The sequence below is a fragment of the Azospirillum sp. B4 genome, from assembly GCF_000333275.1.
GTDB lineage: Bacteria > Pseudomonadota > Alphaproteobacteria > Azospirillales > Azospirillaceae > Nitrospirillum.
The window spans coordinates 1-16487 of sequence record NZ_BACU01000174.1 but is presented as its reverse complement, the minus strand read 5'-3'; the positions used below and the strand labels follow the sequence as shown (position 1 = coordinate 16487).

The window sequence follows — 16487 nt, the reverse complement described above, 5'->3', positions numbered from 1 at the left end:
AGGGGCTGGGGCCCCGCTCGATAAGGGTCGCGGTCATGCGGCCAGCATGCCCGTGGCGGCGTCCAAGGGTGATGCAAGCTTGCATAAAACCGATGCCTAGCCCTCGGTCAGTTCCAGCTCATCCGGCGGGGCGGNCGCCAGCTCCGCCCAGTCCAGCTCCTGCTCCAGGATGTGGAAGGCGTCATCGTCGATGTGGCCGCCCCGGCGCAGGTCGGCCAGGGTGCGGCGCTTGGCGGCGATGGCCAGGCGGCGGAGGTGATAGGTCTCGCTGACGATGCGGGGATGCCCGCCGTCCTTGAGGGCGGCCCGGTCGCGTTCGTAGACGGCGGCCAACTGCCGGGCGGCTTCGCCGCCCTGGGCCGCCAGGCAGGCCAGGGCCGTATCCAGCAGCGTGCGGCGGGCGCCGGCCAGTTCCTGCGCCAGGCTGTCGTCGGATGGGAAGCGCAGCAGGCGGATCAGTGGACCCAGGGTCAGGCCCTGGGCCACCAGCGTGCCCATCACCACGGCCAGGGCGCATAGCACGATCAGGTCGCGCTCCGGAAAGCCCTCGGGCAGGGCCAGCGCGGTCGCCAGGGTGACCAGGCCGCGCATCCCGCACCAGGACACGACCAGGCCTTGGGCCAGGCTGGGCGGCTGGTTATACCAGCCCCAGCGGGCGATCAGGTTGACAATGCGGTTGTACAGCATGACCCAGACCAGGCGCACGCCCACCACCACCGCCAGCACCATGCCGGCGAATTCCAGCGCCCGGTCCAGCTGGCCGTCGGCCAGGTGGCTGAGGATGCTGCGGGCTTGCAGGCCGGTGAGCAGGAAGGCCAGGACGTTCAGCAGGAAGACCACCGTGCCCCACACCGCGTAGGTGTTGACGCGGTCGCGGGCCCGCTGGCGGTAGGGCACGTGATGGGCCAGGGTCATGGCGTTGGCCACCACCGCCAGGATGGCCGACAAGTGCAGCCGGTCGGCGATCACCCAGACGGTGAAGGTGCCGGCGAAGCTGGCGATGGTGCCGCCCAGGGTGCCGTCCAGCGGCCGCGACAGCACGATATAGGCCCGCGCCGACAGATAGCCCAGCAGCAGGCCGCCGGGCACGGCCAGCGCCACTTCCGGCACCAGCTTCTTGAAGCCGCCGTCGCCGGCCATACCCACCGCCGCGCTGAAGATCAGCAGGGCGACGGCGTCGTTCAGCAGGCTTTCGCCCTTCAGCACCATGACGGTGCGGCGGGGCAGGCTGAAGCGGCCCAGCATGGTGGTGGCCGCAGCCGCGTCGGGCGGGGCGACGATGGCGCCCAGGGCCACGGCCGCCACCAGCGGCATGCCCGCCAGCGCCACGCCGGCCCAGGCCACGGCCGCCGTGGTGAACAGCACGGCCAGCCCCGCCAGCGCCACCAGCGGGATCCACAGCGGGCGCAGTGAGCGCGGCGGCAGGTCGTAGGCGGCGTCCAGCAGCGTGGGGGCGATGAACAGGGTCAGGGCCAGCCGCGGGTCCATGCTGATCTGGGGCGACCAGGGCAGGGCCGCCACCAGGCCGCCGGCCAGCGCCAGCAGGGCGGGATAGGGCAGGGCCAGCCGGCGGGACACCTGCAACAGCACGATGGCCACCAGCACCAGCGTCAGCATGCTTTCGAATAACGCCACCGGTGCCCCCCAACATTTCCAGCCGGTGCACGCTATCATTTCAGGCGCTCAACGCCAGCGGCATGCCGCGGCCGAAGCCGCCTATCGGCATTTACGGAACCGGGCGTTCGGCCGATTCCTCCGCCTGCTGGATCAGGTCACCCTGCAAATTGCTGTCGTCGCTGGAACAGACGCCCAGCACCAGCGCCCGCTCGCAGTCCTTGGCCACATAGGCGTGGCCCATCATGCTGTCGATGTAGATGCCCTGGCCCTGGCGCAGGGTGACGGGGGCGTAGAACTCCAGGTGCACCTCGATGGTGCCCTGGATGACGTAGATGAATTCCTCCCCCTGGTGGCGGACCAGGTCACCGAATTCCGCCAGGCTGTGGGCCAGCACGTGGGTCAGGATGGGCACCATGCGTTTCTGCCGCAGGTCGGTGCACAGATATTCGTAGTCGTAACTGCCGGTGTGGATGCGGACGGCATTGCTGTCGCTGGTCAGGCTGCGCCGGCCGGTGATGATGGGCGGGCCGTCGGGGGCTGTGCCGGCGCTAGGGCCTTGGCCCTGTCCCTGGGCCAGGAACTCCGCCATGCTCAGGCCCAGGCGGGCGGTGAACCGTTCCAGCTTGTCATAGCTCAGCGACAGCTTGTCGCCCTCCACCTTGGCCAGGGTGGACAAGGGAATGCCCACCTTGTCGCTCATCTGCTTCAGGGTCCAGCCGTTGCGTTGGCGCAGCGCGCCGATCAACTGGCCCAAGGTGGCGTTCTTCTTCATCCTGGTGTCCATGCGGCTTCAGCCCCGCCCTTTATTTCAGCGGGGCCGCCGGGGCGCAAGCGCCGGAAAAGCGCCCGGGCAGGACATGGTCCAGCACCAGGCCCTCCGCCAGGATGTCGTCGGGCACTGGTTTCCCCTGCACCAGGGCCGCCGCCAGCCGCGCCAGGGCCGGTGCCATCTGGATGCCGTAGCCGCCCTGGCCCGCGCACCAGAACAGGCCGGGCACGGCGGGGTCGAAGCCCACCACCGGCTGCCGGTCGGGCGCGAAGGTGCGCAGGCCCGCCCAGCTGTGGTTGACACGGCGCACCGGCAGGTCCACGGCCTGCTGCACCCGGTCCACGGCGATGGCCACGTCCAGCTCCTCCGGCTGGGCGTCGCAGGGTTCGCTGGGCGTCTCATCCGCCGGGGACAGCAGCAGCTTGCCGGCGTCCGGCTTCACGTAGAACTGTTCGTCGGTGTCGAAGATGCCGGGCCAGCGGTCGGTGTCCAGGCCCGGCGGCGGGTCCACCAGCAGGGCGGTGCGCTTCAGGGGCGTCAGGCCCAGGGGGGCGGCGCCGAAGGCCTGGCCCACCCGTTCCGCCCAGGCGCCGGCGGCGTTCACCACCACCGGGGCGGCCACGTTCCGGTCGCCCACCCGCAGCACCCACAGGTCATCCACCCGGCGCGGATCGGCGGCGGGCGCGTCGGTCAGCAGCGTCACGCCCCGGCGCCGGCCCAGGCGCAGATAGCCCTGATGCAGGGCGTCGACGTCGATGTCCATGGCGCTGCCCGTCCGCGCCATGGCGCAGGCGGCCACGTGATCGGTACGCAGCGGCGGCACCGCCGCCACGGCCGCGTCCACATCCACCGGCCGCACGCTGTCACCGATCTCCGCCAGGAAATCGGCCAGGCGCGGCGCCTGCTCCGCCGTGGCGATGTACAGCAGGCCCCGCGGGGACAGCAGGGGGTGGTCGGCGAAGCCCTCGGGCGGGGCGTCGAAAAAGGCGCGGCTGGCCCGGGTCAGCGCCCGCACGTCCGGCCCGCCATAGGCGGCGGCGTACAGGGCCGCCGATCGGCCGGTGGAATGCATGCCCGGCCGCGCCTCTCCCTCCAGCACCAGCACCCGCGCGTGGGGCGCCAGCTCCGCCGCGATCGCGGCGCCTGCCATGCCCGCCCCGATGACGATGACGTCGTACCTGTCCACTTCAGCCTCAGGAGATAATGTTCTCTGAATGGAGAAATTCTCATAGCGAGCCAGCTGAGTCCAGCATCAATCAGCCACTTTATAGCAGCCTTTTGTTGAGGTTTGTGGTCGAGGATGGCGGTCCGCGGAAGCGGGAGCTGGTGCCCAGAGAAAATATTTCTCTATATGGAGAACAATCTCTGACAGGAAATGCCCCCGGTGCGGAATATCCCCCCTAGCCGCAAATCAAAAGGCGGGAGGGCTTCGATGGGCCAGGGCATGGACGTACGTGCGCGGGGGCTTGGTCCTTGGCGCCGCCACCACCCGTCTGACCATGATGCGGCCGCGCGCCGTGGGCGTGACCCTGACAACCCGTTTCTGACCCTGCTGGGAGAGTGAAGCATGAGCAGCGCCGTTGCCGATGGGGCGAAGGTGACCGTGGATGCCGCCGCCCTGGACGCGATCTTCGCGGACCTGGACACGACGCATCTGCCCGGCGTGGCGGTGGGGGTGGCGCTGGACGGTGTCCCCCTCTACCGCAAGGGCTTCGGCCTGGCCAGCCTGGAGCTGCCGGTCACCCTGTCGCCCACCATCCGCATGCGCATCGGCTCCACCACCAAGCATTTCGGGGCCTTGGCCTACATGCTGCTGGTGGAAGAGGGGTTGGCCGGCCTGGACGATCCGGTGGCCCGGCACATTCCGGAAATGGCGTCGGCGGCCGGCGGCGTGACCATGCGCCAGTTGATGAGCCATGTCAGCGGCCTGCGGTGCAGCCTGGAACTGGCCCTGCAACTCAGCGGTCCTGGTCGCTACGCCTCCACCACCGACTGCATGCGGCTGATGGCCGATGACGATGACGTCAACTTCAAGGCGGGGGAGGAGTGGTGCTACAACAACGGCGGCTACGTCCTGCTGTCGCTGGCCATTGAGCGGCTGTCCGGCCGGAAGCTGGGCGACTTCCTCCGTGACCGCCTGTTCCGTCCCCTGGGGATGACGGACACCCTGCTGCGCCTGGTGGACACCGACTATGTGCCCAACAGCGCGTCGCTACACATGGCGGATGGCAAGGGCGGCTACTACCGCCAGCCCATCGGGGCGGAGATCGCGGGGGAGGGGGGCATCGTCTCCACCGTCGACGACATGCTGCGCTGGATGAGGCACCTGCGCGCCGGCCTGGCCGGCCAGGCGACGGTGGGCAGTGCGCAGACCTGGCGGCGGATGGTGGAACCGGCGGTGCTGGCCAACGGCTATTGCACAGGCTACGGCCTGGGCCTGATGGACACGCCCTATCGCGGCGTGCGCACGGTGCACCATGCCGGCGGCGTCATGGGCGGGTCCAGCCAAATGATCACCCTGCCGGACCACGGGCTGGACATCATCGTCATGGCCAACCGCGCCGGCCTGGACCCCATGGGCCTGGCCAACCAGATCATCGACGCCTGCGTGCCCGGCCTGGGCCCGAAGCTGGAGCCCTATGAGGGCGTAATCCCCACCGCCACCTACCACAACCCCCACAACGGCGGCGTCTTCGGTCTCGCACGGCATGAAGGGAAGGCGATCATCAGCATGAGCGGCATGGGCCTGCCCCTGGTCAGGACGCCGGACGGCCTGCTGCGCCCCAACGTCGCGGTCTTTCACATGGGCCTGGACGTGCCGGAAACGGAGGAGGCGCCCAAGACCCTGCGCGCGGTGGAATTCGGGGTGGAGCGGCAACTGGTGCTGCTGGAACCGGATGCGGAGGCCGACCTGCGGCCCCTGGCCGGCGTCTATGCCGCTGCCGCGTCCGGCACCCAGGCGATGCTGCAGGCCGACGCCGACGGCAGGACGGGACGCCTGGTCCTGAACGGCCGCTTCGGCACGCTGAGGCACAGGCTGGTCAACCTGGCGCCCGGCCTGTGGGACGCCAAGCCGCTGGACCTGCCACTGCCCATCGTCGGGGGCCTGATCGCCTTCGACGACCAGGGTTTCACCTTCAACAGCGGCCGCACCCGCCGCCTGCGCTTCCGGAAGGCCGCCCCATGAAGGCCAAACTCGTGAAAACAGGACCCCTGACCGTCTTCGTCGCCGGACTGGTGCACGAGACCAACAGTTTCTCCCCGCTGCCCACCAGCATGCGGTCCTTCACCAATGACCTGCGCCATCGGGCCGGCGATGCCGCCACCCTGGCGCGCGCCCGCGTGCTGCCGGCCTATGGCGACCTGTTCACCGTGGCCGAGGGGCATGGCGACCGGGTCATCGACGGGCCGACCGCCGGGGCCCAGCCATCCGGCCCCGTGCCGCGCGTGGTGTATGAGGCGTTGCGCGACGAACTGCTGGCTGACCTGGCGGCGGCCATGGCGGCGGGCCCGGTGGACATGGTGGTCCTGACCCTGCACGGCGCCATGGTGGGCCAGGACCATCCCGACTGCGAAGGCGACCTGCTGACCCATGTCCGCGCCCAGGTGGGGCCGGACATGCCGGTGGGGGTGACGCTGGACCTGCACGGCAACGCCACCCAGGCCATGGTGGACAGTGGTGCCGTCATCATCGCCTGCAAGGAATATCCCCATACTGACTTCCTGGCGCGGATGGCGGAGCTGTACACCATCCTGTCGGCCATGGCGCGTGGCGGCCCGAAGGCCCGCACCCATATCCGCAAGGTGCCGGTCATGGGCCTGTTCGGCACCACCGAGCAGCCCATGCGCGGCTTCGTCGACCGGCTGGCGGGCCATGAGGGGCGGGACGGCGTGCTGTCCGTTTCCATGATGCACGGCTTCATCTGGGCGGACACCGAACATACCGGGGCCGCCGTGCTGGCGGTGTCGGACGGCAGCGACCCGGCTGCTGTTGAGCGCACGCTGGCCACCGTCGCGGCCGACTTCCAGGCGGTGGTCACCGGCGGTCCGCTGCAGACCCGCCTGCCCTTGGACCAGGCCCTGGACAGTGCCCAGGCGCTGATCGCGGGCAGGTCGGACGGCCAGGGTCCCGTGGTGTTGGCCGATAGTTCGGACAACCCCGGCGGTGGGGCCGCATGCGACAGCACCTTCGTGCTGCGCGCCATCCTGGAGCGGGGCATCCAGGATGTGGCGCTGGGCATGATCTGGGACCCGCAGGCGGCGCTGATCGCGGCGGACGCCGGCGTGGGCACACGGCTGCCCCTGCGCATCGGCGGCAAGATCGGCCCCCTGTCCGGCGACCCGGTAGATCTGGAGGTGATGGTGACGGCGGTGCGCGACGATATCCGCCAGCGCGGCTTGGCCACGGATGGCGACGACCCCATCGGCCTGGCCGTGGCCCTGCGCGCCGGCAGCATCGACATCGTGCTGAACAGTGTCCGGCAGCAGACCTTCTCCCCCAGCTGCTTCACCGAACTGGGCATCGATCTGGCGGCCAAGGCCCTGGTGGTGGTGAAGTCCACCCAGCATTTCCGCGCCACCTTCGACGCCATTTCCTCCGCCACCGTCTATTGCGACGCGCCGGGTTCGCTGAACCTCAACCTGGCGGCCCTGCCGTACCGCCACCTGCGCCGGCCCATCTGGCCGCTAGACCCGATCGCTGAAGGGGGCGGCGCATGATGCACACGGTGGCGGCGCCGGCGCGGGGGGCGCGGTTCCGGGCCCTGCTGGTGCTGACGCTGGCCATGCTGGCCGGCATGGTGGCCCGCACCCTGCTGTCGCCGGTGCAGGAATTGGCCAAGGCCGACCTGGGCCTGTCGGACAACCAGATCGGGTTGATCCAGGGGATGGCCCTGGCCCTGCCCGTGGCGGCGCTTGCCGTGCCCATCGGCCGGCTGGTGGACCGCCACCGGCGGGCGCCGCTGCTGCTGGTGCTGTCGGTCCTGTGGATCGGCGGCACCGTCCTGTCCGGCCTGGCCTGGAATTTCGCCAGCCTGTTCGCCGGCCGCATGCTGGTGGGCCTGGGCGCCGCCGGTGCGGTGCCGGCCATCCTGTCGCTGACGGCCGACCTGTCGACGCCGGAGCGGCGCGGCCGGGCCGTCATGACCATGGTGATCGGCCAGGTGGTGGGAATGTCGGCGGCCTTCGCCGCAGGCGGGGTCCTGGTCGGCATGCTGACACCGGCAGGCGGGCAGGCCGGTTGGCTGGGCCTGACGGCGTGGCGCGCCACCGTGCTGCTGGTGGCGGCCCTCCTGCTGCTTCCCACCCTCCTGTTGCTGCGCCTGGCGGAGCCGGTTCGGCAGGAGCGGACGGTGGACGCGTTGCCCAACCTGGGGCCGGCCCTGGCGGAGCTGTGGCGCCTGCGCCGGCTGGTGGCGCCGCTGATGGTGGGCATGATCACCGTGAACATGGGCGACGCCGCCGCGTCCGTCTGGGCGGTGCCGGTGCTGACCCGATCCTTCGGCCTGCAACCGGCGGAGTTCGGCGGCTGGATGGGCTTGCTGCTGCTGGTGTCGGGCGCGGGCGGCACGCTGCTTGGCGGCCTGCTGGCGGACTGGGGCCACCGGCGCAACCCCAACGGTGGCATCCTGTGGGGGGCCTTGCTGGGTGGTGGCCTGTCGGTGCCGGCGGCCTTCTTCGCGCTGGCGCCGACGGTGCCGGCCTTCGCCCTGCTGCTGGCCCTGTTGATGGGCGGTGGCGCCGTGGTGGCGGTTGGGGCGGCATCGGCCGTGACCCTGCTGGTTCCCAACCACCTGCGCGGCCTTTGCATCGGTCTGATGGGGGCGCTGGGGGTGTTCGTCAGCCTTGGCTTGGCGCCCAGCATCGTCAGCCTGCTGTCGCAACTGATGGGGGGCGAGGGCTACCTGGCCGCGGCGCTGACCGTGGTGGGCGTGGTTTCCAGCCTGGTGGGCACCGGCGCCTTCTGGTTGGCCCGGCGCGCGGCGCGCCCGCGCGCATCGTAAATCACGGCCGTTCCGGCCTAAACCCTTGAATTGTTTTTCAACAGCAAAAGTCAATCGTCATATGGCACCATTGTTGTTGTTTGCCGCCCGCTTATAGTCATCCGCACCCAATCCGAAGAACTTGAGGGGAGGATGACCATGGCGATTTACACCCATGTTTCCGTCGGCACCAATGACCTGGGCAAGGCGCGCGGCTTCTATGACAGCGTGCTGGGCAAGCTGGGACTGAAGCGGGTGGCCGACCTGGGCGACAACGGCTCCATCTGGGGCGAGGACAAGCCGTCCTTTTTCGTGCTGAAGCCCGCGAACGGCCAGCCCGCCACCGTGGGCAACGGCGTCACCGTGAGCTTCGAGGCGCCGAACCGCGCCGCCGTCGATGCTTTTCATGCCGAGGCCCTGGCCCAGGGCGGCGTGTGCGAGGGCAAGCCCGGCCCCCGCGGCTGGGCGCCCAACGCCTATGCCGCCTATGCCCGCGACCTGGATGGCAACAAGCTGGCGGCTTATTGCTTCAAGGCTGAATAAGCGCTTCCGGCCCATATAAAAGCAAACGGCGCCGCAGGTCACGCGGCGCCGTTTGCCTTTATGCCAACGATCTTCGGATCGCGTTCCGCTCTAGAGCGGGATGAAATAAGGCTGATTCAGGATTGGATTCCCAACGAGCTTGGAATGTGATTCAAGGTTACCGGTTTGATTTATATGGGGCCGGGAACGATGGGTCGTCCGTACTCGATGGATCTTCGTCAGCGCGTTGTTGACGCGGTTAAGCTTGATGGCCTGTCACGCCATCAGGCCGCGAAGCGGTTTGGCGTTGCGGTGAGCACGGCGATCAAATGGCTGGAGCGCGAGGCGGTAACCGGCAGCGTGGCTCCTGGTCAGATGGGAGGGCATAAGCCGAAGGCGATCTCCGGGGAGCACCGGGACTGGCTGCTGACGCGCTGTGCCAGCGGCCCGTTCACCTTACGTGGTCTTGTCCGTGAGCTGGCGGACCGGAATTTGAAGGTGGACTACCGCTCGGTCTGGGAGTTCGTGCATGCTGAGAAACTGAGTTATAAAAAAAGACTTTGGTCGCCACGGAAAGAAGCCGGCCGGACATCGCCCGCCACCGGGAGCGATGGCTGAGACTGCGACCGGGGATCGACCCGTCTCGATTGGTGTTCATCGACGAGACGTGGACCAAGACCAACATGGCGCCGTTGCGAGGCTGGGCCCCGCGTGGGCAACGGTTACCTGGTCCGGCCCCCTTCGGCCATTGGAATACCATGACCTTCATCGCCGCCCTGCGCCAAGATCGCGTGGATGCGCCGTGGCTGATCAAGGGGCCGATCAACGGCGAGCGCTTCAGGATCTATACCGAGCAGGTCCTTGTCCCGACATTGAAGCCCAACGACATCGTCATCATGGACAATCTCGGCTCACATAAAGGCAAGGCCGTCCGGGACGCCATACGGGCGGCCGGGGCCAGGGTGATCTTCCTTCCAAAATACTCACCCGACCTGAACCCCATCGAGCAGTTCTTCGCCAAACTCAAGCATCATCTGCGTCAAGCTCAAGAGCGATCTGCCGATGGCCTCTGTGCCGCCATCGGCAAAACTCTCCAAACCGTCACTCCCGCAGAGTGTTCAAACTACCTCGCCCATGCAGGGTATGTGCGAACCTAAAATCATCACGCTCTAATGCGCCTCAGGCGCCGATCTGCAGCATGCGCAGGTTGTTGGTGGTGCCGGCCTGGGCGAAGGGGATGCCGGCCACGACGATGATCTGGTCGTGCAGCTTGGCGAACTCGGCGCTCTGCGACACGGTGGAGGCCACCTGCACCATCTGCTCGTAGGAATGGATGTCTTCCGACAGGATGCTGTGGGTACCCCACAGCAGGCACAGGCGGCGCGACACCGCCTGGTCGGCCGTGATGGCCAGGATGGCGACCTCAGGCCGCTTGCGGGCGATACGGGCGGCGGTGGTGCCGCTGGAGGTGAAGGCCACGATGACGGGCGCGCGCACGGCTTCCGCCAGGTCGGCGGCCGCCGCGGCCACGGCGTGCGGCGGGGTCTGCTCCTCCGCCGGGTCCGAGGCGCGGATGAGGGAGTGGTACAGCTTGTGCCGCTCCGTCGTGCCGATGATGCGGTCCATCATCGACACGGCTTCCAGCGGATAGGCGCCGCTGGCCGATTCCGCCGAAAGCATGACGGCGTCCGCACCGTCATAGATGGCCGTGGCCACATCCGACGCCTCGGCGCGGGTGGGGGTGGGGGCGGACACCATGCTGTCCAGCATCTGGGTGGCGACGATGACCGGCTTCACCGCCAGGCGGCAGGCGCGCACCAGTTCCTTCTGACGGCCGGGCACTTCCTCCTGCGGGATTTCCACGCCCAGGTCGCCACGGGCCACCATGATGCCGTCCGACAGGCGGATGATGTCGTCGATCTGTTCCAGCGCCTGAGGCTTCTCGATCTTGGCCATCAGGCCGGCGCGATCGCCGATCAGGCCGCGCGCCTCGATCATGTCGCTGGGCTTCTGCACGAAGGACAGGGCCACCCAGTCCACGCCCAGGTTCAGGCCGAATTCCAGGTCGGCGCGGTCCTTGGCGGTCAGCGGCGACAGGTTCAGCAGCGTGCCCGGCAGGTTGACGCCCTTGCGGTTGGAAATGACGCCGCCGAACACGACCTCGGCGGTCATGGAGTCGTCGCCCAGGCTGGTCACCTTCACCCGCACCCGGCCGTCGTCGATCAGCAGGTGGTGACCGGGCAGGACGGCCGCGAAAATCTCGGGATGGGGCAGGGGGATGGCGTCGCGGTCGCCGTCCTGGCCCTTCAGGACGAAGCGGATGGTGTCGCCCTTGGCCACCGTGATCTTGCCGTCCTTGATGGTGCCGACGCGGATCTTGGGGCCCTGCAGGTCCTGCAGGATGCCGATGGGACGCCCCACCTCCTTCTCCAGCGCGCGGATGGCGGCGTGGACCTTGGCGTGATCCTCATGGGTCCCGTGGCTGAAGTTCAGGCGGAAGGTGTCGACGCCCGCCAGGAACAGGGCCTTCAGCATCTCCGGCGAGTTGCTGGCGGGTCCGACGGTGGCGACGATCTTGGCACGGCGGTGGCGACGCATTGTTGTTTTCGGCCCTGGCGGGCCGCCCCAGAAGTGAAGGCCGGTTGCAAACGGTGTCCGGGCGAACCGTCGGCGCTGCCAACGGTTTCCGGTCCGGTTGGCGGCGATGGTAACCGCTTCGCCTGCCGACAACAACATGGGGATATGCGAAATTCCCGTTAAGGGCGGTAATTTTACTACATGCTGGGGGCGGCGCGCCGACGCCTCATGCCTCGATGTTCATACCCCCGTCGATATAAAGCGTGCTGCCCGTCAGCCGCCGGGCGAAGGGGCTGGCCATATAGGCGCAGGTGTAGCCCACGTCCATGATATCGACCAATTCCCCAACCGGCGCGCGGCTTATGGCGTCGTTCAGCAGCAGGTCGAAGTCCTTCAGGCCGGAGGCGGCGCGGGTCTTCAGCGGGCCGGGCGACAGGGCGTGCACGCGGATATGCCGGGGCCCCAGCTCATGCGCCAGATAGCGGCAGGCCGCCTCCAACGCCGCCTTGACCGGGCCCATGACGTTGTAATTGGGTACCACGCGGTTGGCGCCGTGATAGCTCATGGCGAACATGGCCCCGCCATCCGTCATCAACGGTGCCGCCAGCTTGGCCATACGGATGAAGGAATGGCAGGAGATGTCCATGGCCTTGGCGAAGCCCTCCGCCGAGCAGCCGAGCAGGCCGCCGGTCAGGTCATCCTTGGGCGCGTAGGCGATGGAATGGACCAGGACGTCCAGCCCGCCCCAGCGTTCCTGGATGGCCTCGAACACCGCTTCCAGCTGGCCTGTCGCGCTGACATCCAGGGGCAGGAACAAGGGGGCGCCCAGCTGCTTGGCCAGCGGTTCCACGTGCGGCTTGGCCTTGTCGTTCAGGTAGGTCAGCGCCAGTTCCGCCCCCACCTCGTGAAAGGCTTTGGCGCAACCGTAGGCGATGGACTGGTCGTTGGCGATGCCCACCACCAGCGCGCGCTTCCCGGCCAGGATGCGGTGGGGCGTGGGCATCGGCGGATAGGGATGCGGGGTGTCCGCGCTCATCAATGCTCTCCCGTCAGCAGGCGCCGCGTATGGCGGGCGATCATCTGTTCCTCATCCGTCGGCACGATCCAGGCGGCCACCCGGCTGGCGGGCGCGCTGACGCGGTGCGCACCCGGTTCGGGGTGGTCGTTGGCCGCGGTATCGATCTCCAGCCCCAGCCAGGCGGCATGACGGCAGACCGATGCCCGCACGCCGGCGCTGTGCTCCCCGATGCCGGCGGTGAAGACCAGGGCGTCCAGCCCGCCCAGCGCCGCCGCCAGGGACCCGATCTCGCGCCCGATCCGGTAGGTGAACAGGTCCACCGCCAGCTTGGCGCGGGGATCGTCGCTGGTCTCCAGCGTGCGCATGTCGCTGGAGATGCCGGACACGCCCAGCAGGCCGGACCGCTGGTACAGCAGCTTCTGGATGTCCTGGGACCCCATGTGCAGCTCATCCATCAGGTACAGCAGCACGCCGGGGTCCAGCGTGCCGCAGCGGGTCCCCATGGGCAGGCCCTCCACCGCGGTGAAGCCCATGGTGCTGGCCACGCTGCGGCCGCCATCCATGGCGCACAGGCTGGCGCCGTTGCCCAGGTGGGCGACGATGACCTTGGCGTCGGCCAAGCCCAGTTCGTCGAGGTGGGAGGCGATGTATTCGTAGGACAGGCCGTGGAAGCCATAGCGGCGCACCCCCCGGTCGGTGATCTCCGCCGGCAGGGCGAAGGCCTGGGCCAAGGGCGGCTGGGTGGCGTGGAAGGCGGTATCGAAACAGCCCACCTGGAACAGGCCGGGCGTGCTGGCCAGGATGCTGCGCGCCGGCGCCAGGTTGTGTCTCTGGTGCAGGGGGGCCAGGGGCACCAAGGTTTCCAGCCGGTCCAGCACGGCGGCATCCAAGGCCGCCGGTGTGGTGAAGTCGCCGCCGCCGTGGACGATGCGATGGCCCACCGCCTCCACCACGTGGCCTTCCAGATGGGTGTTGATGAAGTCCATCAGGAAGCGGGTGGCGGCGTCATGATCGAAGGTGCTGGCCTCCATGCCGGTCCAGCGCCGTTCCCCCACCACGTCACCGGCCGGGTGTCGGGCGATGAAATGGGCGTTGTCGGTGTGCAGCCCTTCGATCTGGCCCTTCAGGAACAGTTCCAGCGCCCGCGTCTCGTCCGCGAACAGCGAGAACTTGATGCTGGAGGAGCCGGCGTTGATGACGATGATGGCGTTGCTGATCTTTCTCCGGCGCATGGGCATTCACCCCACGGCCTTGGCGGCGGCCTGGCGGCGGTGCTGGGCGATCAGCCCGGCCACGGCGCAGGAGGCCAGCCGCGCCGGCACGCTGTCGGCCCGGCTGGTCAGGATGATGGGCACGCGGGCGCCCAGCACGATGCCGGCGGCGTCCGCCCCGGCCAGGAAGGTCAGGCTCTTGGCCAGCATGTTCCCGGCCTCCAGATCCGGCACCAGGATGACGTTGGCATGGCCGGCAACGGGGGAGGTCAGGTGCTTGATGGTGGCGGCCTCGGGGCTGATGGCGTTGTCCAGCGCCAGGGGGCCGTCCAGGATGGCGCCGGTGATCTGCCCCCGGTCCGCCATCTTGCACAGGGCCGCCGCTTCGATGGTGGAGGGGATCTTGGGGTTCACCGTCTCCACCGCCGACAGGATGGCCACCCGCACCTCGCCGAAGCCCAGGATCAGGGCCAGGTCGATGGCGTTCTGCACGATGTCCACCTTGTCCGCCAGGGTGGGCAGGATGTTGACGGCGGCGTCGGTGATGATCAGCGGGTCGGCATGGCCGGGGATGTCCATGACGAAGCAGTGGCTGAGCCGCCGCGCGGTGCGCAGGCCGGTGTCCGACTTCACCACCGCGCCCATCAGTTCATCGGTATGCAGGCTGCCCTTCATCAGGGCTTCCGCCTTGCCTTCGCGCACCAGTTCCACGGCCCGCTGGGCCGAGGCCACGCTGTGCGGCGTGTCGACGATGGGCAGGTTGGCGATGTCCAGCCGCGCCCGGTCCGCCACCGCGCGGATGCGCGCCTCCGGCCCCACCAGGATGGGGGCGATCAGGCCCATGCGCGCGGCGTCCACCGCCCCTTCCAGCGAACTCAGGTCGCAGGGGTGGGCCACGGCGGTCAAGCTGGGGCCCGCCTTATGGGCGGCGGCGATCAGGCGCTGGTACTTCTTATGGCGGGCGATGTCGGCCGCCACGGGGGGCGTATCGGTGGCGGTGGGGCTGTCCATGGCGGTCTCCATTGGCGGAATCATCGATCGCGATAGCGGGAGGGGTCAACCCCTCCAGGATAGGAAGGCGCCGATGTCACCGGGAATGCCACCTTCCTTGAAGCTGACGACTTCGACCGACAGGCCGAAGCCGCGGGGCTTCAGTTCGGCCGCCCAGAAATCGAACAGCACCCGGGCGAAGCCTTGCAGCGTATCCGGCCAGTCGCCTTCCATGACGTTGATCTTGCGTCCGCCGTCGGTGCACCACTCGCAGGGGAACTGTCCCAACAGCAGACGCTTCTCCCCGCCTTCCGCCGCGTGCTGCACGCGGGTCATGACCGTGCCGATGAAGCCGGGCGTCAACGTGCGTTCCATGAAGGCGGCGCGGCGCAGCTTCTCCTCCTCCTCGATGGCGGCTTGGCGGCGGCGCAACTCCTCCACCCGGGCGGCGCTCTTGTCCTCCACCAGGCGGCGGATGTCGGCCGCCGTGGGCAGGACGGGCAGGGTTTCGGACGGGGCGGCGGACGGCATCGGGGCGTGGGGCATGCGGGCGGTCTCCATCGGTCGGATGTTTCAGGCGGTGGCCGCGCGCAACCGTGGTTGCCTAGCCTGGGAACCCGGGGCCTGGGAAGCCGGGGTCTGGGAAGTGGGGCCCGGGGGAATCGGGTCCAGGAGCAACCGCGCCACCTGCTCCAGCCGCGTGGCCATCGCCGGTGTGGGCGGATCGCCCGCCTCCACGACCTGGCGCAGGGCGTGGGCGATGCCGGCCCGCCGCGCCGGGTCCGGCGGCAGCAACTCCGGCAGGGTGGCCAGGGCCGCCGCCTCGTGCCGGTGCAGCAGGTCGGACTGGTCGCGCACCAGCGCCTTGAATTGCGCCAGGGTCACGCCCATGTCGGCCGGGGCCTTTTCGCGCAGGTGGCGCAGGGCCGCGAAACGCCGCTCGTCCGCCCCGGTGTGCGGGTCGGCGGCGAGGATGTGCAGCAGCGCGCGGATCAGTGCCGCCGGCGCGCCGCCCTGGCGCAGGCGCCCGGCCAGCTCCGGGGTGATGACATCCGGTTTGGCCGCATCCGGCAGGTTCACGTCCGGCAGGGCCGCAGCCTTCGCCACCTGGGTGGGGGCAGGGGCGGGGGCGGGGGCGGTGGCGCCCACGCCCACGGCCGTCTGCAGCAGGGCGGAGCCGTAGACGGCCAGGAAGAAGCTCTCCGTGGCCCGGTCGCGCAGGTCCCGCCAGGTGTCCAGGGCGTGGACGATGCTGTCCGACACGGCGTCCTGCACCTTCAGGAAGGGGTTGTCGGGGGCCGCTGGCTGGCGGTGCGCCCGCGCCGCCTCCGCCAGGCCGGCGATCGGCGCCATCAGCGGGTTCTTGTCGGAGAAGACCTCGAAGCGCATGCGGTTGGGGTGGATGCGGCGCAGCCATTCCGCACTTTCCGGTGTCGCCAGGCGCTTGACCACCGGTCGCAGGGTGCGGCCGTAGAGGTCGCGGTTGATGTCTGAGACGCGGGCGACGGTGGCAAAGCGGCTGTCGTCGCGGGCGTCGTTGCCGCCCAGGGCGCGGATGTCCGCCAGCCCGCGCCGTTCGAACCGGGTCAGGTAGCGGCCGGACACCAGGTCGGCATGGGCCACGCCTTCCTTCTGGGTGAACACGGCCTCATACAGGCCCGGCGGCAGGACATCGATCAGGTCCATGGTGCGGGCGAACTCGTCATGCTCTTTCGTCGCCACCTTGGCGGAGACGAAGATGCCCAGATGGCCGATGGTCTGGTGCAGCGAATAAACGATGGTCTGGCCGCTAGCCGCCAGGG

At 69.1% G+C, this 16487-nt stretch carries 14 protein-coding genes; 5 read left to right on the top strand and 9 right to left on the bottom strand.

The genetic code is table 11. From position 1 onward, the window contains the following. Positions 1-96: 96 nt before the first annotated feature. The 3 genes from I55_RS07840 to I55_RS07830 form a co-directional block, all read right to left on the bottom strand. Positions 97-1635: a sodium:proton antiporter gene (locus tag I55_RS07840; RefSeq protein WP_044559954.1), complete on the bottom strand. Its 1539-nt coding sequence runs from the start codon at positions 1633-1635 to the stop codon at positions 97-99. Between the two features lie 91 nt (positions 1636-1726). After that, positions 1727-2389 carry a helix-turn-helix domain-containing protein gene (locus I55_RS07835; protein WP_044559961.1) on the bottom strand — a complete coding sequence of 221 codons (663 nt, stop codon included), beginning with the start codon at positions 2387-2389 and terminating at the stop codon, positions 1727-1729. A gap of 31 nt (positions 2390-2420) precedes the next feature. Further along, positions 2421-3572: an FAD-binding oxidoreductase gene (locus I55_RS07830; protein ID WP_083900928.1), complete on the bottom strand. Its 1152-nt coding sequence runs from the start codon at positions 3570-3572 to the stop codon at positions 2421-2423. Positions 3573-3953: 381 nt separating this feature from the next. Between I55_RS07830 and I55_RS07825 the strand changes: the two genes are divergently transcribed. The 5 genes from I55_RS07825 (at position 3954) to I55_RS34230 (ending at position 10046) form a co-directional block, all read left to right on the top strand. Beyond that, complete coding sequence (locus tag I55_RS07825) at positions 3954-5573, top strand: serine hydrolase (protein ID WP_044559953.1); 1620 nt, start codon at positions 3954-3956, stop codon at positions 5571-5573. Further along, complete coding sequence (locus tag I55_RS07820; protein ID WP_049973933.1) at positions 5570-7105, top strand: M81 family metallopeptidase; 1536 nt, start codon at positions 5570-5572, stop codon at positions 7103-7105. Before I55_RS07825 ends, I55_RS07820 begins: the two co-directional genes overlap by 4 nt. Then, positions 7102-8388, top strand: a complete 1287-nt coding sequence (locus I55_RS07815) for an MFS transporter (protein ID WP_044559952.1) — start codon at positions 7102-7104, stop codon at positions 8386-8388. Before I55_RS07820 ends, I55_RS07815 begins: the two co-directional genes overlap by 4 nt. 132 nt (positions 8389-8520) lie before the next feature. After that, positions 8521-8910: a VOC family protein gene (locus I55_RS07810; protein WP_252181070.1), complete on the top strand. Its 390-nt coding sequence runs from the start codon at positions 8521-8523 to the stop codon at positions 8908-8910. 189 nt (positions 8911-9099) lie between these two features. Next, a protein-coding gene (locus tag I55_RS34230; RefSeq protein WP_085939907.1) for an IS630 family transposase occupies positions 9100-10046 on the top strand; the annotation gives its coding sequence in 2 pieces (ribosomal slippage) (positions 9100-9439 and positions 9439-10046; 948 coding nt in all). Positions 10047-10068: 22 nt separating this feature from the next. On the opposite strand, the gene pyk is transcribed toward I55_RS34230, so the two are convergent. The 6 genes from pyk to I55_RS07770 all read right to left on the bottom strand — a co-directional run. After that, a complete protein-coding gene (gene pyk, locus I55_RS07795; RefSeq protein WP_044559951.1) occupies positions 10069-11487 on the bottom strand; it encodes a pyruvate kinase in 1419 nt (472 codons plus the stop codon). 205 nt (positions 11488-11692) lie between these two features. Further along, positions 11693-12502 carry an enoyl-ACP reductase FabI gene (fabI, locus tag I55_RS07790; RefSeq protein ID WP_044559950.1) on the bottom strand — a complete coding sequence of 270 codons (810 nt, stop codon included), beginning with the start codon at positions 12500-12502 and terminating at the stop codon, positions 11693-11695. After that, positions 12502-13716: an acetate/propionate family kinase gene (locus I55_RS07785; RefSeq protein WP_199902501.1), complete on the bottom strand. Its 1215-nt coding sequence runs from the start codon at positions 13714-13716 to the stop codon at positions 12502-12504. The genes fabI and I55_RS07785 overlap by 1 nt, the downstream gene beginning before the upstream one ends. A gap of 6 nt (positions 13717-13722) precedes the next feature. Beyond that, positions 13723-14706: a phosphate acetyltransferase gene (locus I55_RS07780; protein WP_044559956.1), complete on the bottom strand. Its 984-nt coding sequence runs from the start codon at positions 14704-14706 to the stop codon at positions 13723-13725. A 45-nt stretch (positions 14707-14751) separates the two neighbouring features. After that, the gene (locus I55_RS07775) at positions 14752-15231 is read right to left on the bottom strand and encodes a hypothetical protein (protein ID WP_148293625.1); all 480 of its coding nucleotides are present in this window, start codon (positions 15229-15231) and stop codon (positions 14752-14754) included. 27 nt (positions 15232-15258) lie between these two features. Next, positions 15259-16487: DUF3141 domain-containing protein (locus tag I55_RS07770; protein ID WP_044559949.1), on the bottom strand; the 1229-nt coding region annotated here is incomplete at its 5' end.